Annotated in this window: 26 protein-coding genes; 14 read left to right on the top strand and 12 right to left on the bottom strand. The window is 69.5% G+C overall.

The genetic code is table 11. The features are described 5' to 3' along the window. Window positions 1–28: 28 nt before the first annotated feature. Both AC1RLW_RS15490 and AC1RLW_RS15485 read left to right on the top strand, forming a co-directional pair. Window positions 29–616: a PadR family transcriptional regulator gene (locus AC1RLW_RS15490; RefSeq protein WP_062474958.1), complete on the top strand. Its 588-nt coding sequence runs from the start codon at window positions 29–31 to the stop codon at window positions 614–616. 14 nt (window positions 617–630) lie between these two features. Beyond that, window positions 631–1476 (top strand): siderophore-interacting protein, encoded by an 846-nt coding sequence (locus AC1RLW_RS15485; protein WP_493193776.1) that lies wholly within the window; start codon window positions 631–633, stop codon window positions 1474–1476. 43 nt (window positions 1477–1519) lie between these two features. On the opposite strand, the gene AC1RLW_RS15480 is transcribed toward AC1RLW_RS15485, so the two are convergent. From AC1RLW_RS15480 to AC1RLW_RS15470, 3 genes are all read right to left on the bottom strand, one after another. After that, a complete protein-coding gene (locus AC1RLW_RS15480; RefSeq protein ID WP_070062639.1) occupies window positions 1520–2509 on the bottom strand; it encodes a magnesium and cobalt transport protein CorA in 990 nt (329 codons plus the stop codon). A gap of 33 nt (window positions 2510–2542) precedes the next feature. Continuing rightward, complete coding sequence (locus AC1RLW_RS15475) at window positions 2543–3112, bottom strand: hypothetical protein (protein ID WP_493193775.1); 570 nt, start codon at window positions 3110–3112, stop codon at window positions 2543–2545. A 132-nt stretch (window positions 3113–3244) separates the two neighbouring features. After that, the gene (locus AC1RLW_RS15470; RefSeq protein WP_254668067.1) at window positions 3245–3433 is read right to left on the bottom strand and encodes a polysaccharide deacetylase; all 189 of its coding nucleotides are present in this window, start codon (window positions 3431–3433) and stop codon (window positions 3245–3247) included. 320 nt (window positions 3434–3753) lie between these two features. Between AC1RLW_RS15470 and AC1RLW_RS15465 the strand changes: the two genes are divergently transcribed. From AC1RLW_RS15465 to AC1RLW_RS15450, 4 genes are read left to right on the top strand one after another with little or no spacing between them, the layout of a single operon-like run. Next, entirely contained in the window at window positions 3754–3933 is a 180-nt protein-coding gene (locus AC1RLW_RS15465; RefSeq protein WP_354344846.1) for a hypothetical protein, read from the top strand. A 32-nt stretch (window positions 3934–3965) separates the two neighbouring features. Continuing rightward, a complete protein-coding gene (gene mutS / locus AC1RLW_RS15460; RefSeq protein ID WP_435533319.1) occupies window positions 3966–6623 on the top strand; it encodes a DNA mismatch repair protein MutS in 2658 nt (885 codons plus the stop codon). 28 nt (window positions 6624–6651) lie between these two features. Next, on the top strand, window positions 6652–7491 hold the full coding sequence (locus AC1RLW_RS15455; protein ID WP_062474940.1) for a proteasome-type protease: 840 nt from the start codon (window positions 6652–6654) through the stop codon (window positions 7489–7491). Window positions 7492–7493: 2 nt separating this feature from the next. Then, window positions 7494–8300 (top strand): alpha/beta fold hydrolase, encoded by an 807-nt coding sequence (locus AC1RLW_RS15450; RefSeq protein ID WP_493193969.1) that lies wholly within the window; start codon window positions 7494–7496, stop codon window positions 8298–8300. Between the two features lie 7 nt (window positions 8301–8307). On the opposite strand, the gene AC1RLW_RS15445 is transcribed toward AC1RLW_RS15450, so the two are convergent. Next, complete coding sequence (locus tag AC1RLW_RS15445) at window positions 8308–8820, bottom strand: MOSC domain-containing protein (protein WP_493193773.1); 513 nt, start codon at window positions 8818–8820, stop codon at window positions 8308–8310. Between the two features lie 112 nt (window positions 8821–8932). On the opposite strand from AC1RLW_RS15445, the gene AC1RLW_RS15440 reads away from it, so the two are divergent. The 5 genes from AC1RLW_RS15440 (at window position 8933) to AC1RLW_RS15420 (ending at window position 14173) form a co-directional block, all read left to right on the top strand. Next, a complete protein-coding gene (locus tag AC1RLW_RS15440; RefSeq protein ID WP_493193772.1) occupies window positions 8933–10231 on the top strand; it encodes an RNA polymerase sigma factor in 1299 nt (432 codons plus the stop codon). Beyond that, complete coding sequence (locus AC1RLW_RS15435) at window positions 10213–10593, top strand: YciI family protein (RefSeq protein ID WP_493193771.1); 381 nt, start codon at window positions 10213–10215, stop codon at window positions 10591–10593. The genes AC1RLW_RS15440 and AC1RLW_RS15435 overlap by 19 nt, the downstream gene beginning before the upstream one ends. A 99-nt stretch (window positions 10594–10692) precedes the next feature. Further along, window positions 10693–11505 carry an SDR family NAD(P)-dependent oxidoreductase gene (locus tag AC1RLW_RS15430; protein WP_493193770.1) on the top strand — a complete coding sequence of 271 codons (813 nt, stop codon included), beginning with the start codon at window positions 10693–10695 and terminating at the stop codon, window positions 11503–11505. A 113-nt stretch (window positions 11506–11618) separates the two neighbouring features. After that, window positions 11619–12332 carry a response regulator transcription factor gene (locus AC1RLW_RS15425; protein ID WP_095948901.1) on the top strand — a complete coding sequence of 238 codons (714 nt, stop codon included), beginning with the start codon at window positions 11619–11621 and terminating at the stop codon, window positions 12330–12332. Between the two features lie 74 nt (window positions 12333–12406). After that, a complete protein-coding gene (locus AC1RLW_RS15420) occupies window positions 12407–14173 on the top strand; it encodes a sensor histidine kinase (protein ID WP_493193768.1) in 1767 nt (588 codons plus the stop codon). Here the strand turns inward: AC1RLW_RS15420 and azu are convergent. The 3 genes from azu to AC1RLW_RS15405 all read right to left on the bottom strand — a co-directional run bounded on the left by azu (window position 14166) and on the right by AC1RLW_RS15405 (window position 18050). Next, the gene (gene azu, locus AC1RLW_RS15415) at window positions 14166–14618 is read right to left on the bottom strand and encodes an azurin (RefSeq protein WP_307589052.1); all 453 of its coding nucleotides are present in this window, start codon (window positions 14616–14618) and stop codon (window positions 14166–14168) included. The genes AC1RLW_RS15420 and azu overlap by 8 nt on opposite strands. A gap of 98 nt (window positions 14619–14716) precedes the next feature. Beyond that, complete coding sequence (locus AC1RLW_RS15410) at window positions 14717–17065, bottom strand: cytochrome P450/oxidoreductase (protein WP_493193767.1); 2349 nt, start codon at window positions 17063–17065, stop codon at window positions 14717–14719. A gap of 10 nt (window positions 17066–17075) precedes the next feature. Continuing rightward, window positions 17076–18050, bottom strand: coding sequence for a Bug family tripartite tricarboxylate transporter substrate binding protein (locus AC1RLW_RS15405; RefSeq protein ID WP_095746145.1), 975 nt, complete (start codon window positions 18048–18050; stop codon window positions 17076–17078). Window positions 18051–18163: 113 nt separating this feature from the next. Between AC1RLW_RS15405 and AC1RLW_RS15400 the strand changes: the two genes are divergently transcribed. Then, window positions 18164–18973: an IclR family transcriptional regulator gene (locus tag AC1RLW_RS15400; protein WP_062474916.1), complete on the top strand. Its 810-nt coding sequence runs from the start codon at window positions 18164–18166 to the stop codon at window positions 18971–18973. Window positions 18974–18983: 10 nt separating this feature from the next. Here AC1RLW_RS15400 and AC1RLW_RS15395 read toward each other — a convergent pair whose 3' ends face one another. Next, on the bottom strand, window positions 18984–19808 hold the full coding sequence (locus tag AC1RLW_RS15395; RefSeq protein WP_062474913.1) for an undecaprenyl-diphosphate phosphatase: 825 nt from the start codon (window positions 19806–19808) through the stop codon (window positions 18984–18986). Window positions 19809–19990: 182 nt separating this feature from the next. On the opposite strand from AC1RLW_RS15395, the gene AC1RLW_RS15390 reads away from it, so the two are divergent. Then, window positions 19991–20848: a hypothetical protein gene (locus AC1RLW_RS15390; RefSeq protein WP_493193765.1), complete on the top strand. Its 858-nt coding sequence runs from the start codon at window positions 19991–19993 to the stop codon at window positions 20846–20848. Here AC1RLW_RS15390 and AC1RLW_RS15385 read toward each other — a convergent pair. Genes AC1RLW_RS15385 through AC1RLW_RS15375 form a run of 3 tightly spaced genes read right to left on the bottom strand, consistent with a single transcriptional unit; the run spans window position 20840 to window position 23802 of the window. Next, window positions 20840–21490, bottom strand: a complete 651-nt coding sequence (locus AC1RLW_RS15385) for an aspartate/glutamate racemase family protein (RefSeq protein ID WP_307637585.1) — start codon at window positions 21488–21490, stop codon at window positions 20840–20842. The genes AC1RLW_RS15390 and AC1RLW_RS15385 overlap by 9 nt on opposite strands. Window positions 21491–21504: 14 nt before the next feature. Further along, complete coding sequence (locus tag AC1RLW_RS15380) at window positions 21505–22422, bottom strand: transporter substrate-binding domain-containing protein (RefSeq protein WP_062474902.1); 918 nt, start codon at window positions 22420–22422, stop codon at window positions 21505–21507. Between the two features lie 45 nt (window positions 22423–22467). Further along, on the bottom strand, window positions 22468–23802 hold the full coding sequence (locus AC1RLW_RS15375; protein WP_493193763.1) for an aspartate aminotransferase family protein: 1335 nt from the start codon (window positions 23800–23802) through the stop codon (window positions 22468–22470). Window positions 23803–23940: 138 nt separating this feature from the next. Between AC1RLW_RS15375 and AC1RLW_RS15370 the strand changes: the two genes are divergently transcribed. Next, window positions 23941–24807: a MurR/RpiR family transcriptional regulator gene (locus AC1RLW_RS15370; RefSeq protein ID WP_493193762.1), complete on the top strand. Its 867-nt coding sequence runs from the start codon at window positions 23941–23943 to the stop codon at window positions 24805–24807. On the opposite strand, the gene AC1RLW_RS15365 is transcribed toward AC1RLW_RS15370, so the two are convergent. Beyond that, the gene (locus AC1RLW_RS15365; protein WP_083259300.1) at window positions 24808–25539 is read right to left on the bottom strand and encodes a GntR family transcriptional regulator; all 732 of its coding nucleotides are present in this window, start codon (window positions 25537–25539) and stop codon (window positions 24808–24810) included. Window positions 25540–25603 lie beyond the last annotated feature (64 nt).

The raw sequence follows: 25603 nt of genomic DNA, 5'->3' as shown, positions 1-25603 counted from the left end.
TCTCGACCCACTCAAAAAAACCATCCCCATGCGCCACCTTCACCACGCTCCGCACCACCATCACCACCGCCACGCCCCGCGCGGCGAACACGAAGACGGCCTGGCCGGCGGCGGCCGCGGAATGCGCGGCGGGCGCGGCGGCGGCGCGGGCCGGGTGTTCGGCCACGGCGGGCTGCGCTTCGTGCTGCTGCAGCTCATTGCCGACAAGCCCTCGCACGGCTACGAGCTCATCAAGGCCATCGAGGACCGCCTGGGCGGCACCTACGCGCCGAGCCCCGGCGTGGTCTACCCCACGCTCACGCTGCTGGAAGAGCTGGGCTACCTGAGCGTGGAAACCGCGGACGTCGGCGGTCGCAAGCGCTACAGCATCACGCCGAGCGGCCAGGAGTTCCTGGCCGCCAACCGCGAGACGGCCGACGCCATGATGGCCCGCATGGCAGGCGGCGTGGACGGCGCCGGCCCGCGCGCCGGACGGCCCCCGCAAGTCACCCGCGCCATCGAGAACCTCAAGCTCGCGATGCGCCTGCGCCTCGGCGGCGCCCCTCTCACCGAACAACAAGCCCACGAATTCGCCGCGGTGCTCGACAGCGCCGCACAACAGCTGGAACGCATCTGAACCCATCTCTGCAAATGACCGACTTCACCACCACCACTGCTTCTTCTTCCAACACGCCCGACCGCACGCCGCGCCGCGTGCGCCACGAACTGCGTTTTCGCCAGCTCACGGTGAAGACCGTGCAGCGCGTGACGCCGCACCTGATCCGCATCACGCTGACCGGCGACGCGCTCCAGGGCTTCACCAGCCCCGGCTTCGACGACCACGCGAAGCTGTTCTTTCCCGATGTCGTCACCGGCCAGCTCACGCTGCCGACCGCCGGCCCCGACGGCCCCGTGTGGCCCGAGGGCGGGCGCCCCGCCATGCGCGACTACACGCCGCGCCGCCACGATGCACAAGCCAACACGCTGGAGATCGACTTCGCGCTGCACGACGCCGGCCCCGCCACGCAGTGGGCCGAGCAGGCCAAGCCCGGCGACATCGTCGGCGTGGGCGGCCCGCGCGGCTCGTTCATCGTGCCGACCGAATTCGACTGGCACCTGCTGATCGGCGACGACACCGCCCTGCCCGCCATCTCGCGCCGCCTGGCCGAACTGCCGGCCGGTGCGCGCGTGGTGGTGCTGGCGGAAGTCGACAGCAAGGCCGACGAGATTCCCTTCGAGACGCAGGCCGAACTCACGCTGCGCTGGGTGCACCGCGAAGGCGCCGCGCCGGGACTGAGCCCCGTGCTGGTCGACACGCTGAAAACGATGGCACTGCCGGCCGGCGACTTTCACGCCTGGGTCGGTTGCGAATCGGCGATCGCGAAGGCGCTGCGCGCGCACCTCGTGGGCGAGCGCAGCGCGAACCCGAAGTGGGTTCGGGCATCGGGTTACTGGCGTCGCGGTGCCGTGGCGACGCACGACACGCACGACGAATAAGGAAAGCGCGATTCAGTCGTGAAGCCCGTGGCCGGGCTTCGCGCTAGAGCCAGCCGACGCGCTTGAACCGGTAGTAGAGGTACCCGCAGGTACTGACGATCAGCCCCAGCGCCATCGCATAGCCATAGCGGAATTTCAGTTCCGGCATGTGCTCGAAGTTCATACCCCAGATGCCCGCGAAGGCCGTGCACACCGCGAAGATGCTGGCCCAGGCGGCCAGCCGCTTGGTCACTTCGCTCTCTTCGATGGTGACCATCGAGAGGTTCACCTGCACCGCCGTGGCGATGGTGTCGCGCACCGCGTCGATCGAGCCATTGATGCGCACCAGGTGGTCGCCCACGTCGCGGAAATACTCCTGCGTGCCCACGCAGATCTGCGGCACGCGCCCGCCGTGCAGCTTGCCCGCCGCCTCCACCAATGGCGCCACCGCGCGCTTGAGGATGAGGCTGCGGCGCTTCAGGTCGTACAGCTGCTTGATCTTGTCGCGCGCCGCGCCACCCTGCGCAAAGATCTGCTGCTCGATGGATTCGAGTTCCACTTCGAGCGCATCGATCACCGGAAAGTAGCGGTCGACCACCGCGTCCATCAGCGCATAGAGCACAAAGCCCGCGCCGTTGCGCAGCAGGTCGGGCTCGCGCTCGCAGCGCTCGCGCACGCCCAGGAAGCCCTGCTGGCTGCGATTGCGCACCGACAGCACGTAGTTGCGGCCGACGAACACGTTGACCTCGCCCACGTTCACGCTGTGCCCACCCTCCCCCTCGGTGTCGGTCGAAGGCTCGACCAGGTGCATCACGACGAACAGCGAGTCGCCGTACTCCTCCACCTTGGGGCGCTGGTGGCCGTGCTGGGCGTCTTCGACGGCCAGCGGGTGCAGGTCGAACTCGTCCTGCATCTGGGCCAGCTCTTCGGGCGTGGCGTCGCTCAGCGCCACCCAGACGAAGCAGCCGGCGCGGGAGATGTAGTCGCTGATGTCCTCGACGGGAATGTCGGCGAGCTTGGCGCCGTTTTCATAGGCCACGCAGTTGATCAGCATCGGAGCACTTCCATCGTCGAACTTGAAGGGAGGTCAGGCCACCGCATCGGTCGGTGCGGTCGCGGCCAGACGGGCCGTGTCGGCCAGCGAGGCCTCGATGGCCTGCGTCTCGCGCGCGAGCAGGGCCAGCCCCTGGTCGGCGAACGCGCGGTGGCTGGCCACGTCGGCCCACAGGCTCGCCGCGGCTTCGGCACACGTCAGCGACGTGAAGCGGATGCGGCCCTTGGCCAGTGCGACGAAGCGCTGCTCACGCAGCGGATCGGCCCGGTCCCAGGCGCCGCCGATGAGCACGCGCTTGCCGCGCTTGATGCGGGGCTCGCGCTCGGCGAAGAAAGGCAGCTTGGCGCCGAACCAGCCCGGCAGGCCGGTGTTCAGCGCGGTGTCGAAGGCCGAGGGCGCGGCGTTCGCCTTGGCAAACTCGCGCAGCGTGCCGAGCTGGTAGAGCGCCGGGTCCTTGGCGCCGCCCGTGCCTTCGACGGGCCGGATGACGGACGGGCCGCTGTTGCCCGTGCCCGGTCGCCCTTCGGGCCGTTTCGACTTGCGCAGGTCCGCCAGCTGGGCCGGCGACATGCACAGATACAGCGCCGCAAGGTCAGCGGGCAAGGTGGCGGTGTCCGGGAGCGCGTCCGCTGCAGGGCCTTTGATTTCATCCGACGGGGCCATGGGCGCCTTTGTTCTTCACGCGGGGTTTGCGCCGAGGGATTTTAGGAGGGCAGTACGGGCCGCCCGGCCGCGTCAGTGCTCGGGGCCGCCCGGCCCCTGCGGCTCGGGTGCTGGGGCCGGCAGCCATTGCAGCTCGTCCGGCAGGTACGGCCGCGACCAGCTCATGCCGTCCAGCCGCACGCGCAGCGTGAGCCCCCGCACGGTGGTCACGGTGCCGGGCTGCCCGTGCACCAGCACCCTGGCGCCCTTGCGGGCAGGCACATGAAATCGTTTCCGGATGTCCTCGTAGCTCACTGGGGTCTCCATCGATGAAGGTCGCGTGCGCCCGCGTAGTCATGCGCATGCGCATGACTACGCGCGGGGAGCTGTCTGGATTCAGGAACGGCCAAGAAGCGCGTGCGGCGGGGCGCCGCGCCTGGAACAGGCCGCGTGGTGGATCTGCGCCGGATCCCCACAAAGTTCACGGTCATCGGGACCGGCATGGTGCCACGCGAGGCGAAGACCTCCGGCGCTTCTCGACAATGCCGACCCGAGCCAGAAGCACACGACCGCCCGGCGACCCCTCTCAGGAAGAGCAGACCATGAAGACCGACACCGCCATCCGCCACGTCACCCCGCCGGGCACCAACCTCTTTCTGGAACTGGGTTTTGCGCCAGCCAAGGCCCGCCGCCTGCAGGCCGCATCGCACAAGCAGATCGACGACACGCGGGTCGCAATGCGCAACCGCATCGGCAAGCCGGTCACACCGACCGTCGGCTGATCCCCGTCCGCCCGTCCCCGATAATCGCCCGAGTGAAAACGACGACTGCCCACCCCGCCCCCTCCTCCAGCGACTTCTCCGGGCACACGCCCATGATGGCGCAATACCTGGGCCTCAAGGCCGACCATCCGGACACCCTGCTGTTCTACCGGATGGGCGATTTCTACGAACTGTTCTGGGCCGACGCCGAAAAGGCCTCGCGTCTGCTCGACATCACGCTCACCCAGCGCGGCCAGTCGGCCGGGCAGCCGGTGCTGATGTGCGGCGTGCCTTTCCACTCGGTCGACACCTACCTGGCGCGGCTCATCAAGCTGGGCGAATCGGTCGCCATCTGCGAGCAGGTGGGCGAGGTCGGTGCCAGCAAGGGGCCGGTCGAGCGCAAGGTGGTGCGGGTGGTCACGCCCGGCACGCTGACCGACTCGGAGCTGCTCAACGACAAGAGCGATTCGCTGCTGCTTGCCGTGCATGCGGGCACGCGCAATTTCTGCGGCCTGGCCTGGCTCAGCGTGACAGGCGCCGAGCTGCGGCTGGCCGAGTGCCCGGCCGACGCGCTCGAAGCCTGGATCGCGCGCATCGCGCCGAGCGAGCTGCTGTACAGCGCCGAGGTCACGCCCGCGTTCGAGCAGCGCCTGAAGGCCGCGCGCGCGGCCGTGCCGTTCACGCTGTCGTTGCGTCCGGCCTGGCAGTTCGACCCCGGCCTGGGCGAGCGCAAGCTCAGCGAGCAGATGGGCAGCCACAGCCTCGCGGCGTGGAACGCCGAATCGCTGGGCAACGCGCACGCCGCCGCCGCCGCGCTGCTGGGCTATGCCGAACACACGCAGGGCCGCGCGCTGTCGCACGTGCAGCGGCTGTCGGTGGAGCGCGACGGCGACCTGATCGAGCTGCCGCCCACCACGCGCCGCAACCTGGAACTGGTGCAGACGCTGCGCGGCGAAGACGCGCCCACGATGTTCTCGCTGCTCGACACCTGCATGACGGGCATGGGCAGCCGCCTGCTCAAGCGCTGGCTGCTCTCGCCGCGCCGCGACCGCAGCGAAGCCCAGGGCCGGCTCGACGCCATCGGCGCGCTGCAGTCCCCCGGGCCCGGTGCCACCGCCGCGCCCTGGCGCACGCTGCGCGAGCAGCTGAAGAACACCAGCGACGTGGAACGCATCGCGGCGCGCATCGCGCTGCGTCAGGTGCGCCCGCGCGAACTGGTGGCGCTGCAGCTCGCGCTGGCGAAGGCCGAGCAGTTGGCGCCGCTGCTGCCGGGCGCCGCCGCGCTGCTGGCGCAGATCACCGAGCGCCTGGCGCCGCCGCCGGGCTGCGCCGACCTGCTGGTGCGCGCGATCAAGCCCGATCCGTCGGCGCTGGTGCGCGACGGCGGCGTGATCGCCACGGGCCACGACGCCGAACTCGACGAGCTGCGCGAGATCAGCGAGAACTGCGACGACTTTTTGCTCAAGCTCGAGATCAGCGAGCGCGAGCGCACCGGCATCAGCAACCTGCGCGTGCAGTTCAACCGCGTGCACGGCTTCTACATCGAGGTGACGCAAAGCGCGCTCTCGAAGGTGCCCGACAACTACCGCCGCCGCCAGACGCTGAAGAACGCCGAGCGCTTCATCACGCCCGAGCTGAAGGCCTTCGAAGACAAGGCGCTGAGCGCGCAAGACCGCGCGCTGGCGCGCGAGAAGTGGCTGTACGAGCAGCTGCTCGACGCGCTGCAGCCCTCGGTGCCCGCGCTCACGCAGCTGGCCGGCGGCATTGCCGCGCTCGACGCGCTGTGCGCGCTGGCCGAGCGCTCGCACACGCTGAACTGGCGCGCGCCGACCTTCGTGTCGCACCCGTGCATCGAGATCCAGCAGGGCCGCCACCCGGTGGTGGAGGCGCGGCTGGCCGAGAAGTCGTCGGGCGGCTTCATCGCCAACGACACGCAAATGGGGCCGCAGCAGCGCATGCAGATCATCACCGGCCCGAACATGGGCGGTAAGTCGACCTACATGCGGCAGGTGGCGATCGTGGTGCTGCTGGCCTCCATCGGCTCGCACGTGCCGGCCACGGCCTGCCGGCTCGGGCCGATCGACGCGATCCACACGCGCATCGGCGCGGCCGACGACCTGGCCAACGCGCAGTCGACCTTCATGCTCGAGATGACCGAGGCCGCGCAGATCCTGCACAGTGCCACGGCGCAGTCGCTGGTGCTGATGGACGAAATCGGCCGCGGCACCAGCACCTTCGACGGCCTGGCGCTGGCGGCCGGCATCGCGGCGCAGCTGCACGACCGCAGCAAGGCCTTCACGCTGTTCGCCACCCACTACTTCGAGCTCACCGAGTTCCCGGCCACGCACCACGGCGCCGTGAACATGCACGTGAGCGCGACCGAGTCGGGCCGCGACATCGTGTTCCTGCACGAGATGCAGCCCGGCCCGGCCAGCAAGAGCTACGGCATCCAGGTGGCGCGCCTCGCAGGCATGCCCGCGGCGGTGGTCAACCACGCGCGGCAGGCGCTCGATGCGCTCGAATCGCAGCATGCGCAAACGCGTGCGCAGGTCGACCTGTTTGCGCCGCCGCCGGCCACCGAAACCCCCATGGCCAGCGCCGTAGAATCCGCGCTGGCTGCCCTCGACCCGGACGCCATGAGCCCGCGCGAAGCCCTCGACGCGCTCTATGCCCTCCAGAAACTGAACGCACGTGAACGCAGTACCGCATGAGCGGGCCCAGTTCCTGCAAGGCGAACCCATGACTTATTGCGTAGGCATCAAACTCAACGCCGGCCTGGTGTTTCTCTCCGACTCGCGCACGAACGCGGGGGTGGACCACATCAGCACCTTCCGCAAGATGATCGTCTACGAGCAGCCGGGCGACCGCGTGATGGTGCTGCTGTCGTCGGGCAACCTGAGCATCTCGCAGTCGGTGCGCGAAATCCTGCAGATCGAAGAGCTGCGCGAAACGCGTGAAGACGGCACGCAGGGCGAACCCATCACCATCTGGAACGCCAAGAGCATGTTCGACGCCGCGCGCGTGCTGGGCTCGGCCGTGCGCCATGTGTACGACCGTGACGCCGAGGCACTCAAGCATGCGGGCCTCGACTTCAACGTGTCGTTCATCTTCGGCGGGCAGGTCAAGGGCGAAGGCATGCGCCTGTTCCTGGTCTACGCCGCGGGCAACTTCATCGAAGCCACCACGGAGACGCCCTACTTCCAGGTGGGCGAATCGAAGTACGGCAAGCCCGTGCTCGACCGCGTGCTCACGCCCGAAACGCCGCTGGACGAAGCCGCCAAGTGCGCGCTGGTGTCGATGGACTCGACCATGAAGTCGAACCTGTCGGTGGGCCTGCCGCTCGATCTGGTGGTGTACGAGGCCAACAAGCTCGAGACCGACCGCGTGATCTGCATCGATGCCGACAACCCCTACTACCGCATGATGCACAACAGCTGGGGCCAGAAGCTGCGCGAGGTGTTCGACAGCATCGAAGACCCGGTGTGGGACGACAGCGCCACCGAACACCCGCTGCGGATGCCGGCCACGCGCCACAGCCCGCTGCGCAAGATCTCGACCCCCGACGAAAAGCTCATCTGAATCTGTCCGTGCCTCCTGTCATCTTTTCGCACGGCAACAGCTTTCCGGCGAGCACCTACCGCGTCGTTCTCGACAGCCTTCGCAACCGGGGCTTCGAGGTCGACGCCATCGAGAAATTCGGGCACGACCCGAAGTACCCCGTCACCGACAACTGGCCGCACCTGGTGCAGCAGCTGGCCGACTTCGCCAAGCTGCGTGCCGACCGCGCGGGCGGCCCGGTGTTTCTCATCGGCCATTCGCTGGGCGGCTTCCTGAGCCTGATGTGCGCGGCGCGCCACCCCGAGCTGGCGCGCGGCGTGCTGCTGATCGATTCACCGATCCTCGGCGGCTGGCGCGCGAACACGCTCAACATGGTCAAGCGCACGCCGCTCATGAAGAGCATTTCGCCCGGCGCCACCAGCCGCAAGCGCCGCAACAGCTGGGAGCATCGCGAGGCGGTGTTCGAGCACTTCCGCAGCAAGAAGGCGTTCGCGAAGTGGGACGAGCAGGTGCTGCACGACTACATCGACCATGGCACCTTCGACAGCGAAGACACGCGCTCGCTGAGCTTCGACCGCGATGTGGAAACCGCCATCTACAACACCCTGCCCCACACGCTGGGCGGGCTGCTGCGCCGCCACCCGCTCAAGTGCAAGGTGGCTTTCATCGGCGGGCGCCAGTCGGTCGAGATGAAGCAGGTGGGCATGGCGATGACCGAGCAGGTCACCAAGGGCCGCATCACGATGCTCGACGGCAGCCACCTGTTTCCGATGGAAAAGCCGCTGGCCACGGCGGCGGCCATCGAGGCCTCGTTGCGCAACCTGATGTAGGTGGTGTTCAGGCGGTGCGGCAGGCGACCGCGTCGCCGACGCGCAGCGCACCGCCACGCAGCACCCGCGCCGTCACGCCGCCATGCCCGCGCATGGCGTTGTAGCCACCGGCGCCGAGCAGCTCTTCCATGCGCGAGCAGGGCTCGCAGGGCCCGGTGATCTCGAGCAGCACCTCGGGCCCGAGCGCCAGCACCAACGGCTGATCGCGAAACAGCGACCGCGCTGCCAGCAGGTTGAGGCCCGACACGACGAGGTTGCGGCGCAGCAGCCCCGCGTCCACACCCTCCATGCGCTGCGCGAGCGCCGCGACAACCGGCAGGTGCTCCGCCTGGATCAGCGTGACCTGCCGCTTGCCACCGCCGCGCCCGGCGCTGCTGCGGTCGCCGGCCAGCCCCAGCCCTTCGATCGCCAGCACCTCCTGCACCGACGCGACAGGCGTGCGCCGCGCGGGGCGCAGCAGGATGGCGTCGAGCCGGCCGGGGTGCGGGAACTGCCGGGTCAGGGCGTGGAGGTCGGACATGCGCCGCATTGTCCACGCGGACTTTTTTTGCGCACCGCTGTCGGCCCGCCGCATACTGGCGCGTCCTTGGGGTTGAACCGACCTTCTTCGAAGCGACACGACCGCGCCGACGATGACCACCACCGAGCTGAGCTGGATCGCCACCACGCTGACCGCCGCGCGCCCGCGCGCGGTGGCGGCGCTGCTGCGCTACTTCCGCGACCTGGACACGGCCGAGGAAGGCTTCCAGGAAGCCAGCCTGCGTGCGCTGCGGCACTGGCCCGAGCACGGGCCACCCGACGATCCGCTGGCGTGGCTGATCCTCGTGGGGCGCAACGCGGCGCTCGACGAACTGCGGCGGCGCGACCGGCACGATCCGTTGCCCGAAGCCGATGACGGCGACGCGGACATGGCCCTCGACCCTGACCTCGCCGAGCAGCTCGACCAGTCGCACTACCGCGACGATGTGCTGCGCCTGCTCTTCGTGTGCTGCCACCCCGCGTTGCCGCTCGCGCAGCAGATCGCGCTGGCGCTGCGCATCGTCTCGGGGCTGTCGGTGCCGGAGATCGCGCGCGCCTTCCTGGTCGGCGAGCGCGCCATGGAGCAGCGCATCACGCGCGCCAAGCAGCGCGTGGCCGCGGCCGGCCTGCCCTTCGATGCGCCCGGTGTGCGCGAGCGCGGCGAGCGGCTGGCGGCCGTGGGCGCGGTGGTCTACCTGCTGTTCAACGAAGGCTACGCGGCCAGCGGCGGCACGGCCCATGTGCGCGTGGCGCTGTGCGAAGAGGCGATCCGCCTTGCGCGCCTGCTGTGCGACCTGTTCCCCGACGAGCCCGAAACCGCTGGCCTGTGCGCCCTGCTGCTGTTGCAGCACGCGCGCGCCGATGCGCGGCTGGACGCGGGCGGCATGGTCGTGCTGCTCGAAGACCAGGACCGCACGCGATGGCACCGCGCGGCAATCGACGAAGGCCTGGCCCTGCTCGACGCCGCACTGCGCCAGCGCCGCATCGGGCCGTACCAATTGCAGGCGGCCATCGCGGCCACGCACGCACGGGCCACGCGCGCCGCCGACACCGACTGGGCCGAGATCGACCGGCTCTACGCCGGGCTCGAAAAGCTGCAGCCTTCTCCGGTGGTCACGCTCAACCGCGCGGTGGCCGTGGCCAAGGTGCGCGGGCCCGGGGCGGCGCTGGCAATGGTCGACGGGCTGGCGGAGCCGCTGTCGGCGTACTTCCACTTTCACGGCCTGCGCGGCGGGCTGCTGATGCAGCTGGGCCGCGCCGACGAAGCGCGCCGCGCCTTTGCCGACGCGCTCGCGCTGGCCCGCACCGCCGCCGAGGCCGCGCACATCCGCCTGCTGCTCGACCGTCTCGGCGCGGGCGCCTCTTCCGACTCCCTTCAAGCAAAGGACGCACGATGCTCTATTCCATCCTGATCTACGGTTCCGAAGCTGCGGCGGCCGACTGGGCGCCCGAGGTCGAAGACGAGATGCTCGAGCGCCACACCGACCTGCGCGACGAGCTGCAGGCCGCCGGCCGGCTCGGCACCGTGCTGCGCCTGATGCCCGACACCGCCACCACCGTGCGGCACGCCGGTGCCGCCCATCCGCTGGTGACCGATGGGCCCTTCGCCGAGACGAAGGAGCAGCTGATGGGCATCTACATCGTCGAGTGCGAGTCGCTCGAAGACGCGCGGCATGCGGCGCGGCGGCTGGACTTCGAGGGCGGCGTGTTCGAGATCCGCCCGGTGACCTGGTACGACCCGGGCGTGATCGCACCACGCATCCCGCAGGTCTGAAAAAAACTCCACTGCGCTGTCGGATCAGCTGGGCCTGCGCCGTCCTTGGAACGAGCGCCCGCATGTCGCGGGCGCCAAACACTCCAAGGAGAAACGTCCATGCCCTCGAATGTCCCCTCTTTGCAAGACCGCTGCGCCGTGATCCACGGCGGCAGCGGTGCCCTCGGCGGCGCCGTCGCCCGCGCCTTTGCTCGCGAAGGCGCCCGGGTGTTCGTCACCGGCCGCAGCCGCGACAAGCTCGATGCGGTGGTGCGAGACATCACCCAAGCCGGCGGCCATGCGCAGGCCGCGGTGGTCGACGCACTGGACGAAGCCGCGATGCTGCGCCACGCGGCCGAGGTCGCCGAACGGGCCGGCGGCATCGACCTGGCGTTCAACGCCGTCGGCGTCTTCCACGTGCAGGGCCGGCCGCTGGCCGAGTTGTCGCTGGAGGACTTCTTCCTCCCCATCCACGCCTACACGCGCGCCAACTTCCTCACCGCCAAGGCCGTGGCACCGCACATGGCGGCGCGCGGCGGCGGCGTGATCCTGTCGGTGTCGACGCCCGCCTCGCGCCTACCCGGCCCCGGGTACCTCGGACATGCCGTGGCCTGCGCCGGCGTGGAGGGGCTCGCGCGCCACATGGCGGGCGAGCTGGCGGCCTTTCGCATCCGCACGGCCTGCATCCGCTCGCACGCAATTCCCGAGGCGGTGGCCGCGGGCTCGCACAGCGGCGAGGTGTTCCGCCCGGCGGCCGAGCGCATGGGCCTCACGGTCGAGCAGATGCTGGCCGCGCGGCCCGAGGGGCTGCTGGTCGAACGCCTGCCCTCGCTGGACCAGCTCGCGGGCACCGCGGTGTTCCTGGCCTCGCCGCTGGCCGGGGCCATGACGGGCGCAATAGTCAACCTGAGCGGAGGGGTCATCCTCGATTAGGGTTGTGGTCGCTTTGAATTAACATCAAGATACAAATAGGAACTTTAGAAACAGTCGTTTCATTTAAGAAAAAACGTTGCACCACGTACACCACGGCTCAAAAATGTCGTCCTATGTCTGCCCCTCTCCTGGAAGACGTTGAAGTGGTCTCGCTGAGCCCCGCGCTGGTGGTCGAAGACGATCCGGCCATGCGCGAGCGCCTGGCGTACGTGCTGTCGACACTCGGATGCGACGAGCCCCAGATCGCCTGGGCCGACAGCCTGACCTCGGCCCGCTCGCTGCTGGAGCAGCAGCATTTCGGCGTGGCGCTGGTCGACATCGGCCTGCCCGACGGCAGCGGCGTCGACCTGATCGAGTGGATGCACGTGCACCACCGGCTGGTGCCCGCGGTGGTGATCTCGGCCTGGCGCACCGAGGCCGTGATCTTCGCGGCGCTGCGCGCCGGCGCCATCGGCTACCTGCTGAAGGAACGCGACGACCTCGAGCTCAGCATCGCGCTGCGCAGCATCGAGCAAGGCGGCGCGCCGATCGACCCGGCCATCGCGCGCCGCATCCTCGGCTGGGTCGCGACCCAGTTGCCCGGCCTGCCCTCGCCGCCCGACGACCCGTCGCTGACGCCCGCCACTACGCCCGTCATGCTGACGCCGCGCGAGCGCAAAATCCTCGAGCTCGTGTCGCAAGGAATGAGCAACCGCGACATGGCGGAGGCGCTGTCGATCTCCAGACTCACCGTGGAATGCCACACCAAGAACATCTACCGCAAGCTGGCCGTCAACTCGCGCACCGAGGCGGTCTACCAGGGCCGAAGGCAGGGCTTGCTGCGCTGACGGTCTTCGCGGGCCTCGCGATGTGGGCCCTGTGGCTGCTGCTCTGGACGGGCAGCGCACACGCACAAACACCGGTGGTTCCCGAGCTTCGCGCCGAAGCCGCACGCGGCACCGGCTGGGACGACACGACGCCGCCCGCCGACGGCTGGACGCCCGTTGCCCTGCCCGACAGCTGGGCCACGCGCTGGCCCGGCTTCGACGGCGTGGTCTGGTACCGGCTGACCTGGGAGCAGCCCGCGCCGGCGGGCGAGACCGGGCTGCTGCTGCACTACCTGAACATGGCCGGCGAGGTCTCGCTCAACGGCACGACGATCTGGCGCGACCGCAGCCTGGTCGAGCCGCTCACGCGCGCATGGAACTCGCCGCGCTACTGGCTGCTGGACGCGCCGCAGCTGCGCGCCGGCACCAACACGCTGCTGGTGCGCGTGTCGGGGCTGTCGGCCTACCAGGCCGGGCTGGGGCCGGTGAGCCTGGGCACGCCCGCGGCCATGCAGGCCGAGTTCGGCCGCGAGCAGCTCATGCGGCGCGACCTGCAGGTGTTCGGCCTGGCGACCAGCGCGGCCGTGTCGGCCTTCTTCGCGGCGTGGTGGCTGCTGCGCCGGCGCGAGACGGCCTACGGCTGGTTCGCCGCGATGTCGGTGCTGTGGCTGCTGTTCGGCTACAACCAGATCGCCACCAGCCCCTGGCCCTTTGCCAGCAACCACAGCTGGCAGGCGCTCAACACCTCATTGCTGCTGTTCTTCAGCGTGTCGTATGGCGTGTTCGTGCTGCGCTTTGCCGGGCGGCGCCTGCCGCGCCTGGAGATCGCGGCGTTCGCGGTGGCGGCCGTCGGCGTGCTCGACCTGTGGTTCGCGGGCACCGCGAACCTGCCCACCCACCGCGCGATCTGGACGCTGGTGGGCGGCCTCACGATCATCGTGGTGAACAGCAGCGGCATCTTCCACGCGCTGCGCCACCGGGGCAGCCCGATGCGTTCGCTCGCGCCGTTCATGGCGGTGTCGGCGCTCACGGGCGCGCACGACCTGCTGGTGTTCACGCAGGTGATCGACAGCAACATCTACTACACGACCATGTCCTCGTACGTGCTGCTCTTGGGCATGGCACTCACGCAGGCCGGGCGCTTCGTGCAGAGCCTGCGGCGCATCGAGAACTTCAACACCGAGCTGATCGAGGAAGTGAACGCCGCCAAGGCCGAGCTCGCGTCCACGCTCGCGCAGCAGCACGCGCTGGAGCTCGCGCACGCGCGCATCGGCGAGCGCGTGGCCCTGGTGAGCGACCTGCACGACGGCCTGGGCGGCATGCTGGTGGGCAGCATCGCGACGCTGGAGCGCACGCCCGAGCACCTCAGCGCGCCGCAGCTGCTGGCGATGCTCAAGAGCCTGCGCGACGACCTGCGACTGATCATCGACGCCACCGGCCGCGACGACGGCGCGCGCGCGCTCGGCGAACTGCTGGCGCCGCTGCGCTACCGCAGCGCGCAGCTGCTGGACGCCAACGGCATCGACTGCCGCTGGAAGGTCTCGGGCATCGACACGCTGGAGCTCGCGCCCTCGCAGAGCCTGGACCTGATGCGCTTCCTGCAGGAGGCGCTGACCAACGTGCTCAAGCACAGCGCGGGCCGGCGCGTGGACGTGACGGTGGCGCGCGCGGGAGCCGAACTGCAGCTCAGCGTGCGCGACGACGGCCGGGGGTTTGCAGTGGACGGCGTGAGCGGCGGCGCGGGGCTGCGCAACCTGCGGGCGCGCGCACGCCGCCTGGGCGCGCAGCTGCAGCTGCAGTCGCGCCCCGGCGAAACGCAGGTGGTGCTGCGGATGCCTCTGGGCGGTGCGGCGGCTACTTGACCAGCGCCAGCGTGCCCTTCATGAGCGACGCGTGGCCCGGGAACGAGCAGAACCACGCATAGCTGTCTCCCGCCTTGAGTTTGCTCACGTCGAAGCTCACGGCATCGGTCTCGCCGCCGCCGATGACCTTCGAATGCGCGATGACGCGGGCATCGCCCGGCTTCACGTAGGCCTTGTCCAGCCCCGCGCCGATGCCGTCCGCCGCCACGCCCTGCGCGTCGGCGGCCTTGCTCAGCACCCAGTTGTGGCCCATCGAGGCCTTGGGCAGCTTCCCGACGTGCTTGAGCTTCACGGTGAACTGCTTGCAGCTGGCCGGCACCGCGATGGCGCTCTTGTTGAACTGCATCGCGTCGTTGCCTTCGATCTCGATGTCGCAGGTGGCGGCCAGCACGGGGCCTGCAAGCAGCGCCGTGAAAAGCAGGGCCGCGGTGGTTCTCGTCTTCATCACATGGTTCCTTCGGTGAGGTGCCGATTCGGCACGCCCCACTGTGCGGTGGGCGTGCCGCGAAACACTTGCGATGAATCAATGCGCGGCGAAAAGCCTCAAAGCTCGAGCACCAGCCGGCCTTCGCAGGCACGCGAACAGCAGGCCATCATCTTCGTGTTCGCATCGCGCTCGCTGCGCGTGAGCACCACGTCGCGGTGATCGACCTTGCCGGCCAGCACGCGCACTTCGCACGAACCGCACAGGCCTTCCTCGCAGTCGCTCTGCACATCGACGTTGGCCGCGCGCAGGGCCGTCAGCAAGGTCTGGTCGGGCGGCACGGTGATCACGAGGCCGGAGTCTTTCAGCTCCACCTCGAAGGCATGTTCCTTCGACGGGTCGAGCGTGGCCAGCGTCGATTCGAAGTGCTCCACGCGCAGCGCGCCTTCGGGCCACGCGGCGCAGCAATCTTCGAGCGCTTCGAGCATGCGCAGCGGGCCGCAGGCGTACACCTGCGCACCGGGCACGGGCCTGGCCAGCAGCGCGCGCAGGTCGTTGCGCCGGCCTTCGTCGGCCGCATGCACGTGCAGGCGTTCGCCGTGCAGCGCGGCCAGCTCGTCGACGAAGGCCATGCTCGTGCGGCTGCGGCCGCTGTAGTGCAGTTCGTAGTCCATGCCCAGCGCCTTGGCGCGCCGCGCCATCGCGCTCACGGGCGTGATGCCGATGCCACCGGCGATGAAGATCGCCTTCGGCAGCGACTCGTCGAGCCGGAAGTGATTGCGCGGGCCGCGGATGCGCAGGCGGTCGCCCACCTTCACGTTCGCATGCACCCAGGCCGAACCGCCACGGCCTTCGGGCTCGTGCAGCACGGCGATCTCCAGCGCGTGGGCTTCGTCGGGGTCGCCGCACAGCGAGTACTGGCGCGACAACTCGGGCGAGCCGCATTCCACGTCGATGTGCGAGCCCGGCGTCCAGCGCGGCAGCGGCTTGCCGTCGGGCGACACCAGGCGCAGGCGCACGATGCCGTCGGCCACCGGCGTCACGCGCTCGACCACCACGGGCCGCGCGATGGCGTGCGCTGAAGGCTCGCCGATGCGCACGGGCACCTGCACGTCGCGCAGGCCCGCGTTGGCGCGCTCCGGATTCGCGCGCGGGTCCCACTCGACCCACAGGTGCTCGGGGCCGCGGAACGAGGTGTTGGGCACGTAGCTGAAGCGCTGCTCCGACAGGCGCATGTGCGGCAGGCGGCGCGTGAACTCCTCCAGGAAGATCTGCATCTCCATGCGCGCCAGGTTCTTGCCCATGCACTGGTGCGAGCCGTAGCCGAAGGTCAGGTGGTCGCTGGCGTTGTCGCGGCGGATGTCGAACAGGTCGGCATCGGCGAAGTGGCCTTCGTCGTGGTTGGCCGACGAGGTGACGATCAAGAGGCGCGAGCCCGCCGGCAGGTCGACGCCGCCGACCTGCGTGTCCTTGGTGACGAGCCGGCGCCAGGCGGCCACCGAGCCGTTGTGGCGCAGGCACTCTTCCACCGCATTGGGAATGAGGCCCGGGTCGTCGCACAGCTCCTGCCACACCTGCGGATGCTGCAGCAGCAGCTTCACGGCGTTGGCGGTGGCGTTGGCGGTGGTCTCGTGCGCGGCCACGATGCCGGCCATCATCATCGAGTGCAGGTACGAGTCGGTGACGACCTCGGGGTGCTGCATCTGCTTGCGGATGCCGTACTGCATCCAGCCCGGTGCGTCGGGGTCCTGGCGCATCTTGTCGAGCACCTTGCCGGCGTACTGCCAGAAGTTGCCGACGGCGTGCGCCACGGCCACCTGCTCCTCGGGCTTGGGGCGACCCCAGGTGTTGACGGTGTGCGCAATGGAATATTGGCGCAGCGTGTCCATGTCTTCCTCGGGCACGCCGAGAAAGTGCAGCGCCACGGTGAGCGGGATTTCCCACAGCATCTGGTCGACGAGGTCGGCGCGGCCATCGTCGATGAAGCGGTCGACATAGCTGCGCGCCAGCTCGCGCACCAGCGGCTCGTGGTGCTTCAGCGCCTCGGGCGTGAACGGGTCCATGAGCGCGCGGCGGCGCGGCATGTGGGCCGGCTCGTCCTCGTTCACCAGCGTGCGGTTGAGCGCGAAGCCGTAGCTTGCGAGCACGGCGTTGGCTTCTTCGCCGGTGGGCGTGATCTTCTCCAGCGCGTTCGACGGGCTGAAGGTGAGGTTGTCGCGGAACACCGCCTTGATGTCGTCGTAGCGCGTGATCACCCAGTAGCCCAGCTTGGGGCTGTAGAAGATCGGCTCCCGCTCGCGGGCCCAGCGCACGTACTCGGGCGGGTCTTGCTGGTAGCCGTCCTCGAAGGGATCGAACTCGGCGGCGCGCTGGCTCACGGGGCAGCCGGTGGGCGTGCGCTCGGCGGAGAGCGCCCCGTGCGCGACGGGGCAACCGGAGGTGCGCGAAGGCATGGCGGTATCGGACATGGCAGCAGACTCAGTCGAGCGTGATCTTCAGGTCGCGGATCAGCTTGTGCCAGCGCGCGGTCTCGGCCTTGAGCAGCTCGGTGTACTGCGCGGGCGTGTTGCCCACGGGCTCGACGCCGAAGTCGACCATGCGCTTGTTCACCGAGGGCTCGTGGATGGCGGCCACCAGCTGGCGGTTGAGCGTGTTCACCACGTCGGCCGGCGTGGCCGCGGGCACCACCACGCCGACCAGCGCGGCGGCCTCGACGTTCTTGTAGCCGAGCTCGGCGAAGGTGGGCACGTCGGGCAGCTGCGGCAGGCGCGTGGGGTTGGCCACGGCCAGCGCGCGCACCTTGCCGCCCTTGATGAAGCCGGCGCCGGCGGCCATGTCGACCATCATGGCCGGCAGCTGCCCGCCGACCACGTCGGCCAGCGCGGGCGCCGCGCCGCGGTACGGCACGTGGACCATGAAGAGCTTGGCTTCCACCTTCAGCAGCTCCATCGCCAGGTGGTGCGGGCTGCCCGCACCGGCCGAGGCGTAGTTGATGCCGCCCGGCTTGGCCTTGGCCTGGGCGATGAAGTCCTTGGCTGTGGCAAAGCCCGAGTTGGCGCCGACCACCAGGATCATGGGGAACTTGCCCATCAGCGTGACGGGCGCCAGGTCCTTGGTGGGGCTGTAGCTCAGCGACTTGTACAGCGCCGGGTTGAACACCAGCGTGCCGTTGTCGGCCGAGAGCACGGTGTAGCCGTCGGCCGGGGCGCGCGCGGTTTCGGCGGCGGCCAGCGCGGTGTTGCCGCCGGGCTTGTTGTCCACCAGCACCGGCTGGCCGACCTGCGTCGACAGCGTCTGGGCGACGGTGCGCGCGAGGAAGTCGGAGCCGCCGCCCGCGGCGTAGGGCACGAGCCAGCGGATCGGCTTGGCAGGAAAGGTGGTCTGGGCGCTGGCGGCAGTGGCCAGGGCAGCCAGGGACAGGACCGCAAGGCCGCGGGCGAAGTGCTTCTTCATCGGGGTGTCTCCGGGGTGGAAATTGTGTATTGCGTAATTATCATACGCATTGCGTAATCACCAAACCACGGGTTTACCCGACCACCGAGGCCGCCACCTAAGATGAGGACGACATGACCTCCCCCGCCGAAGCACCCTCTTCCCCTCCCCGCGAGCGCCGCCAGCGCGTGCAGTCCGCCGAGACCGGCATGGCCGTGCTCAAGGGCCTGGCGCACCTGGGCGGGCGCAGCAGCCTCACGGCGCTGGCCACCCACGTGGGCGAGAGCCCGGCCAAGGTGCACCGCTACCTCGCGAGCCTGATGGAAGAAAGCCTGGTGCGCCAGGACACCGCCTCGCAGCACTACTACCTGGGGCCCGAGGCGATCCAGATCGGCCTGGCCGCCATGCGCCAGGCCGACCCGATCCGCGCGGCCGAGCCCTGCCTGATCCGCCTGCGCGAATCGCTGGAGGTGACCTGCTTCGTCGCGGTGATGGGCAACAAGGGCCCGACCATCGTGCGCTTCGAGGAGCCGGGCCTGCCGGTGACGGTGAACGTGCGCGCCGGCTCGGTGATGTCGATGCTGTGGTCGGCCACCGGGCGCGCCTTCCTGGGCCTGCTCGACGAGTCGCGCGTGGTGGCGCTGGCCGAGCAGGAACTGGCCGACGCCACCGAGGACATGCGCGCGCTGCTCGATGCCGACGACCCCATCGGCGCGCTGCGCCGCGAGGTGCAGCAGGCGCACTGCGCCATCGTGCGCGACACCTACCTGCGCGGCATCAGCGCCGTGGCGGCGCCGGTGTACGACTACGCGGGAAGGGTGTGCGCCGTGATCACCGCGCTGGGTGCCACGGGCGGGTTCGACCCGTCGATCGACGGGCCGATCGCCATCGCCGTGCGGCGGGAGGCGAAGGCGGCCGGCGCGCTGCTGGGCGCGGCGGCCTGAAGCTGCTGTCTTACTCGGCCCAGACGACTGCGCCGGTCCACGCCGTGGCCAGCACCACGATGCCGAAGGCGATGCGATACCAGGCGAACGGAATGAAGTTGTGCGTGCTGATGTACTTCAGCAGCCAGCGCACGCACAGCCACGCGCTGATGAACGAGAAGGCCAGCCCCACCGTGAACATCGGAATGTCGGCCACCGACAGCAGCGCGCGCTCCTTGTAGAGGCTGTAGGCGCCCGCGCCGATGAGCGTCGGAATGGCCAGGAAGAACGAGAAATCGGTCGCCGCCTGGCGCGACAGGCCCAGCAGCATGCCGCCGATGATGGTCGAGCCGCTGCGGCTGGTGCCGGGGATCATCGCGAAGCACTGCACCAGGCCGACCTTGAGCGCGTCCCAGGGCGTCATGTCGTCCACGTGCTCGACGCGCACCGAACCCGGCGGGCGCTTCTCGGCCCACAGGATGATGAAGCCGCCGATGATGAAGGTGCTGGCCACCACGGTCGGAATGAACAGGTGCGCCTTGATCATCTTGCCGAACAGGAGGCCCAGCACCACCGCGGGCAGGAAGCCGATGACGATGTTCAGCGCCAGCCGGCGCGCCTTGGGCTGGCGCGGCAGCGCCACCACGGTCGAATGGATCTTCTGCCAGTAGACCAGGATCACCGCGAAGATCGCGCCGGTCTGGATGGCGATGTCGAACACCTTGGCCTTGGCGTCGTCGAAGCCCAGCAGCGAGCCCGCAAGAATGAGGTGGCCGGTCGACGAGATCGGCAGGAATTCGGTCAGACCCTCCACGATGCCCATGACAGCGGCCTTGACCAGCAAAACGATATCCACGCGTACTCCTTGAAAGAGCGGCAATTATGGCGAGGCCATCGGTCAGGCCCTGTTCAGGCGCCGTTCCGCCGGTGGAACGCAAGGCAGCCCGCCCACGGAAATACCTAGTTCAGGTGATGTTCGACCTCGGCGCGTTAATACATATTGATAACAGTTATTCATCTGCGCCCGAAGGAGCATCCATGTCAACGTTCACCACCGGGAGTGAACTCGAGGACTGCGTCGCAGAAGAACGCCCCTCGACGCTCGACGACCATGTCGAAGACCGTCTCAAGAGCCCCTGCCAGCTGGAGCGGGAGCAGTGCCACGGCATGCTGCGCGTGGCCGAAGCCACCGGCGCCTCGGCCCACGAGCTGCGCCAGCTGACGCAGCGCCTGGCCGACATCGACCGCTGCGGCGCCAGCGCCTGCATCGTCGCGCAAGGCCATGTGGAGGCCGACCGCATGGCCTCCGGCCTGCAGGCCAACGCGGCCCTGTGCATCGACTTCCGGCTGCTGGAGCCGCTGGGCCCGGCCCATGACAAGAAATGGTTTGCGCGCTGGAAGTTCTGGAGCTTCCTGCTCGGCGCGGCCGGCCCGGTGGCCGCGCTCACGCTGCAGGGCCTGGCGCTACGGCCGGCCGAACCGCACGACGCGCACGCCGACCTGGTCGCCAAGTCGCGCAAGGTGCTCGAAAGCTGGCGCCGCACCTCCGACACCCTCTTCTGGCACGCGGTGGAAGACTACGTGCGCCAGCAGGCTTTCTCGCTCGAGACCCAGGCCTACCTGATGCACTGCGTGGCATCGGTCTTCGCCGCCGACGCGCCCGTGCTGTGCGACGCCGAGCGCGAACGGCTGGCCTCCGTGCTCACCGACACCTACTGCGACGCGCTCGGCACGGCGGCGACCATGCCCTCGTCGGACATCTACCGCCGCCTGGCGCAGGGCCTGGAAACCGACAGCGGCAACGCCGGCCCGGGCCGCCCGCTCGCGCGCGGCGAGGCCGCGCAGGTGGCAATGACCACGCTGGTCACGGTCGTCGGCAACGGCGGCTCACACTGAAGCTGAAGCACGCCGGCGCAGCGCGCGCACCGCGCTGTCGACCGTCGTCAGCACCGGCAGGCCACTGGCCGCTTCGCAGGCACCACGCGCCCGCGCCATGCTGAACTGAGCCAGGGCGATGCGCGTGCAGCCGCGCGCACGCAGCGCGGCGGCCTGTTCGGCGATGAGCGCGTCGTGGCGCTGCGTGTCGCCCGCATCGAGCGCGGCCAGCGCGCCCTCGGCCAGCGCGAGTTCGAGCGCCATGCCCGCAGGAAACTCCGGCGGCATCGATTCCAGCGTGCGCGCAAAAGTCGCGATCAGCCCCAGCCGGCCCTCGCCCTGCACGGCCTCTTCGATCATGGCCTCGTTGGGCTTGAGCACCGGAATGCCCGCGTGCCGCTGCGCCACCGCCTCGATGCACGGCCCGAAGGCCGAGCAGGTGAAGAGGATGCCGCGCGCGCCCGTGTCCACCGCGTACTGCGCCAGGCGCTGGAAGCGCTCGTGCATCGCCGCGTCGAGCCCCTTGCCGTCGCGCGCGAGGTCGGCCGAGAGGCTGTCGTCCAGCAGGTTCATGCGCACGGCCTCGGGCCAGTCGCGCGCGAAGGCTTCGTTGATGGGGGCGACGGAATGCGAGAGTGCGTGGATGAGGGCGATGCGTGTCATGAAGTCAGGTGAGATCAGATGCCCTTGGACGACGGGTTGGCAAAGGCCTCCTTCGTCTCGGCATTGAGCGGGTAATTGATGTTGATGCCCTTGGGCGGAATCGGCGACATGAACCACTTGCTGTAGAGCTTTTCCATCTCGCCGGACTTCATCATGCCCGACACCACGCGGTCCACCAGCGCCTTGAAGGCCGGGTCGTCCTTGCGGAACATCAGCGACTGGTTCTCGGTGCGCAGGCTCTCGCCGGTGATGACGAAGTCCTTCGGATTGCGCGCGTTGGCGATCTGGCCCGCCAGCAGGATGTCGTCGAGCACGAAGGCTTGCGCGCGGCCGCTCTCGACCAGCAGGAACGAGTCGGTGTGGTCCTTGCCCGAGAGCTGGTTCACCTCGAGGCTGCGGCCCTTGTCGGCCGCGCGCAGCAGGCGGAACGACGTGGTGCCGGCGGTGGTGACCACCGTCTTGCCCTGCAGGTCGGCGATGCTCTTGATGCCCGAATCGGCCTTCACCAGCGTGCGCACGTTGTAGCGGAAGATGTCCGGCGAGAAGGCCACCTGCGACTGGCGCTCGACCAGGTTGGTGGTGGAGCCGCACTCGATGTCCACCGTGCCGTTCTGCACCAGCGGAATGCGGTTGGCCGAGGTCACGGCCTGGTACTTGACCTCGACGGCCGGAAGCTTCAGCTCGGTCTTCACCGCGTCGACGATGCGGTTGCAGATCTCGATGCTGTAGCCCACGGGCTTGAGGTTGGCGTCCAGGTACGAGAAGCCGAACGAGGCCTCGCGGTAGCCGAAGGTGATGGCGCCACTGGCCTTGATCTTGGCGAGCGTGTCGTTGGCGGGCTGCGCCTGCGCGGGAGCGGTCGGAGCCAGGGCGGCAAGGGCCAGCGCGAAGGCGGCGGCGGCGATGGAAAGCGACGGGCGAAGCTGGGGCATGGAACGCTCCTCGAAACGGCGGTTGAAGAAAAAAGGGGCGGTGGCTCAGCGCGTCACGCCGCGCGTGACCGCGTCGACCGAGGCCGTGAGCCGCGCGACGATTTCGTGCAGGTGGTCGCGTGTCGCGATGTACGGCGGCGCCAGCAGCACGTGATCGCCCTGGCGCCCGTCCACCGTGCCGCCGAAGGGGTAGCACAGCAGGCCGCGCGCCATCGCGTCTTTCTTGAGGCGCGCGTTGACGGCCAGGGCCGGATCGAAGGGCTGCCTGCTCGCGCGGTCGGCCACCAGCTCGACGCCCCAGAAGAAGCCGCGCCCGCGGATGTCGCCCACGTGCGGGTGGTCGCCCAGCGCCTCGGCCAGCATCGCGCCGAAGGCCATGCCGTCGTCGCGCACCTTGGCAACCAGGCCGTCGCGGCGGATCACCTGCTGCACCGCGAGCGCCGCCGCGCAGGCCATCGGATGGCCCAGGTAGGTGTGGCCGTGCTGGAAGAAGCCGCTGCCTTTCGACATGGCCTCGACGATGCGGCGCTGCGCCAGCACCGCGCCGATCGGCTGGTAGCCGCCGCCCAGGCCCTTGGCGATGGTCATCAGGTCGGGCACCACGCCCTCCTGCTCGCAGGCATGCAGCGAGCCGGTGCGGCCCATGCCGCACATCACCTCGTCGAGGATCAGCAGCACGCCGTACTTGTCGCAGACCTCGCGCACGGCCTTGAAGTAGCCCGGCACCGGCGTGAGCACGCCGGCGGTGGCACCGCCCACGGTCTCGGCCACGAAGGCGATCACGCGGTCGGCGCCCTGCGCGACGATGGCCGCTTCGAGCTCGGCCGCCAGGCGCAGGCCGTACTGCTCGGCGCTTTCATCGGCGCGCTGCTCGCGGTAGGGGTAGCACGGCGCAACGTGCGTGGCCGGCACGAGGATGGGCGCGAAGGGTTCGCGCCGCCAGGCGTTGCCGCCCACCGCGAGCGCGCCCAGCGTGTTGCCGTGGTAGCTCTGGCGGCGCGCGATGAAGTGCGTGCGCTGCGGCTGGCCGATTTCCACGAAGTACTGGCGCGCCATCTTCAGCGCCGACTCCACGGCCTCCGAGCCACCGCTCACGAGGTACACGTGGCTCATGCCTTCGGGGGCGCCACCGATGAGCTCGTCGGCCAGCTGCTCAGCCACCTCGCTCGTGAAGAAGCTGGTGTGGGCGTAGGCCAGTGTGTCGATCTGCGCGTGCATGGCCGCCATCACCTCGGGATGGCCGTGGCCGAGCGAGGACACGGCCGCGCCGCCCGAGGCATCGAGGTATTCGCGCCCTTCGGCGTCGCGGATGAACATGCCCTGCGCGCCGGCGGCAACGGGCGGGGTCTGGCGGAGGTGGCGGTGGAAGACGTGCGTCATGGCGGGAGGAAAGCAGGGTCCGTGTTTGGAACTAACGTTTCGTTCGAATTATTGTTTGGAACATTTGTTCCGTCAACTCCCGGGATTTCCCTGCTCCGGTACATTTGTTCCAGACACCGCACGAAAAGAGACACCGCCATGGGCGCCAAAGAACTGATCCGCCAGCGTTTCAACGAACTGAGCCCCGCCCTGCAGCAGGTCGCGCGCTACGTGCTCGACCACCCGAACGAAGTGGTCACGGGCTCGATGCGCAACGTCGGCACGCGCGCGCAGAGCACGCCGGCCACGCTGGTGCGTTTCGCGCAGCACCTGGGCTTCGAGGGCTGGCCGCAGCTGAAGGAGGCCTTCGCCGCCGACATGGGCCTGGGCAGCGAGACCTACGGCGGGCGCGCCAAGCAGCTGGTGGGCCGCGTCGCCGACCAGGGCCTGGCGGGCGAGATGTTCGAGGTGCAGCGGCGCAACCTGGAGCTCACGCACCAACAGAGCGGGCCGGCGCTGCTCAAGGCCTGCGCGCTGCTGGAGAAGGCGCCGGCCGTGCACGCGGCGGGCTTTCGCGCGTGCTTTCCGATCGCCTTCTCGTTCGTGTACGTGTACCGGCTCTTTCGCACCAGCGTGCACCTGGTGGACGGCCAGGGCGGCTCGCTCGAGATGCAGCAGCGCGCCTTCGCCAAGGGCGACGCGCTGGTGGTGGCGAGCTTTGCGCCCTACTCGCGCGAAGCCTTGCAGGTGGCCGAGGCGGCGAAGGCAGCCGGTTGCCGCATCGTGGCGATCACCGACAGCGTGACCTCGCCGCTGTCGCTGCTGGCGGACGAGACGCTGCTCTTCACCATCCACAGCCCCTCATTCTTCCCGTCGGTGGCGGCCGGCGTGGCGGTGACGGAAGCGCTGGTCGAGCTGCTCGCGAGCCGTGCGGGCAAGCCGGTGATCCGGCGCATCGACCAGGCCGAGGCGCAGCTGTTCGAGTCGGGGGCCTACCTCATGGCGCCGGTGGCGCGGGGCGGCTGATCAGGCCAGCGCGCGGGTGCGGCCGGCGCTCTGGCGCAGGTAGAGCACCAGCAGGTCGCGGTTGGCGTTGATGTGCTCGCGCATCGCGGCTTCGGCGCCCGAGGCCTCCTGACGACCCAGCGCCTCGACGATGCAGCGGTGCTCTTCGAGCGCCTGCAGGGCCTGGCTATGGCGGTACAGCAGCATCGCGGCATCGTGCCTGTGCGGGCGCGAGCGGCTGTCGAAGATCACCGGTAGCTGGCAGGCGCGCTGCACGGCCTCGCTGAGCCAGCGGTTGTCGGCCAGCGACAGCAACTTGTGGTGGAACGCCTGGTTCAGGTCCTGCCACTGGTCGGCCCGCTCGTCGGTCCATTCGCCGCTGTCGTGCAGCAGCGCATGCTGCTCGTCGACCATGGCCGTCAGTTCGGCCAGCGCCTCGTCGTCCAGGCCGCGCTCGCTGAGCAGGCGGCAGCCCATGCCTTCGAGCGTGGCGCGCACGCTGAAGGCGTCGAACACGTCCTTGGCGTCGAAACGGCGCACCTGGAAACCCCGCTGCGGGTGGTAGACCAGCAACCCCTCGTCGGCCAGCCGCGCCATGGCGCCGCGCACAGGGGTGCGCGACACGCCAAGCTCGTTGGCGAGCGAAATCTCCATCAGGTGGGCGCCGGGGGCGATCGCACCGTCGAAGATGCGGGTGCGCAGCGTGTCGGCCACGGACAGAACGCGCGTCCGCGAGGGATCTGGGGGGGTCATCGAAAGTCGGAAACAGGGGACGGCCGGAAGCGGGCCGCGCGGATGGTACGGCGGCGTATCGAAG

This window comes from Variovorax sp. GW822-FHT04A09 (assembly GCF_058801005.1).
The sequence above is the reverse complement of the archived record's forward strand: the minus strand, read 5'-3'. Positions and strand labels throughout refer to the sequence as shown.

Coding starts and splice junctions, on each gene's coding strand:
- AC1RLW_RS15490 (WP_062474958.1), top strand. CDS start 29: ATGCGCCACCTTCACCACGCTCCGCACCACCATCACCACCGCCACGCC.
- AC1RLW_RS15485 (WP_493193776.1), top strand. CDS start 631: ATGACCGACTTCACCACCACCACTGCTTCTTCTTCCAACACGCCCGAC.
- AC1RLW_RS15480 (WP_070062639.1), bottom strand. CDS start 2,509: ATGCTGATCAACTGCGTGGCCTATGAAAACGGCGCCAAGCTCGCCGAC.
- AC1RLW_RS15465 (WP_354344846.1), top strand. CDS start 3,754: ATGAAGACCGACACCGCCATCCGCCACGTCACCCCGCCGGGCACCAAC.
- AC1RLW_RS15455 (WP_062474940.1), top strand. CDS start 6,652: ATGACTTATTGCGTAGGCATCAAACTCAACGCCGGCCTGGTGTTTCTC.
- AC1RLW_RS15445 (WP_493193773.1), bottom strand. CDS start 8,820: ATGTCCGACCTCCACGCCCTGACCCGGCAGTTCCCGCACCCCGGCCGG.
- AC1RLW_RS15440 (WP_493193772.1), top strand. CDS start 8,933: ATGACCACCACCGAGCTGAGCTGGATCGCCACCACGCTGACCGCCGCG.
- AC1RLW_RS15435 (WP_493193771.1), top strand. CDS start 10,213: ATGCTCTATTCCATCCTGATCTACGGTTCCGAAGCTGCGGCGGCCGAC.
- AC1RLW_RS15430 (WP_493193770.1), top strand. CDS start 10,693: ATGCCCTCGAATGTCCCCTCTTTGCAAGACCGCTGCGCCGTGATCCAC.
- AC1RLW_RS15425 (WP_095948901.1), top strand. CDS start 11,619: ATGTCTGCCCCTCTCCTGGAAGACGTTGAAGTGGTCTCGCTGAGCCCC.
- azu (WP_307589052.1), bottom strand. CDS start 14,618: ATGAAGACGAGAACCACCGCGGCCCTGCTTTTCACGGCGCTGCTTGCA.
- AC1RLW_RS15410 (WP_493193767.1), bottom strand. CDS start 17,065: ATGTCCGATACCGCCATGCCTTCGCGCACCTCCGGTTGCCCCGTCGCG.
- AC1RLW_RS15405 (WP_095746145.1), bottom strand. CDS start 18,050: ATGAAGAAGCACTTCGCCCGCGGCCTTGCGGTCCTGTCCCTGGCTGCC.
- AC1RLW_RS15400 (WP_062474916.1), top strand. CDS start 18,164: ATGACCTCCCCCGCCGAAGCACCCTCTTCCCCTCCCCGCGAGCGCCGC.
- AC1RLW_RS15390 (WP_493193765.1), top strand. CDS start 19,991: ATGTCAACGTTCACCACCGGGAGTGAACTCGAGGACTGCGTCGCAGAA.
- AC1RLW_RS15385 (WP_307637585.1), bottom strand. CDS start 21,490: ATGACACGCATCGCCCTCATCCACGCACTCTCGCATTCCGTCGCCCCC.
- AC1RLW_RS15380 (WP_062474902.1), bottom strand. CDS start 22,422: ATGCCCCAGCTTCGCCCGTCGCTTTCCATCGCCGCCGCCGCCTTCGCG.
- AC1RLW_RS15375 (WP_493193763.1), bottom strand. CDS start 23,802: ATGACGCACGTCTTCCACCGCCACCTCCGCCAGACCCCGCCCGTTGCC.
- AC1RLW_RS15370 (WP_493193762.1), top strand. CDS start 23,941: ATGGGCGCCAAAGAACTGATCCGCCAGCGTTTCAACGAACTGAGCCCC.
- AC1RLW_RS15365 (WP_083259300.1), bottom strand. CDS start 25,539: ATGACCCCCCCAGATCCCTCGCGGACGCGCGTTCTGTCCGTGGCCGAC.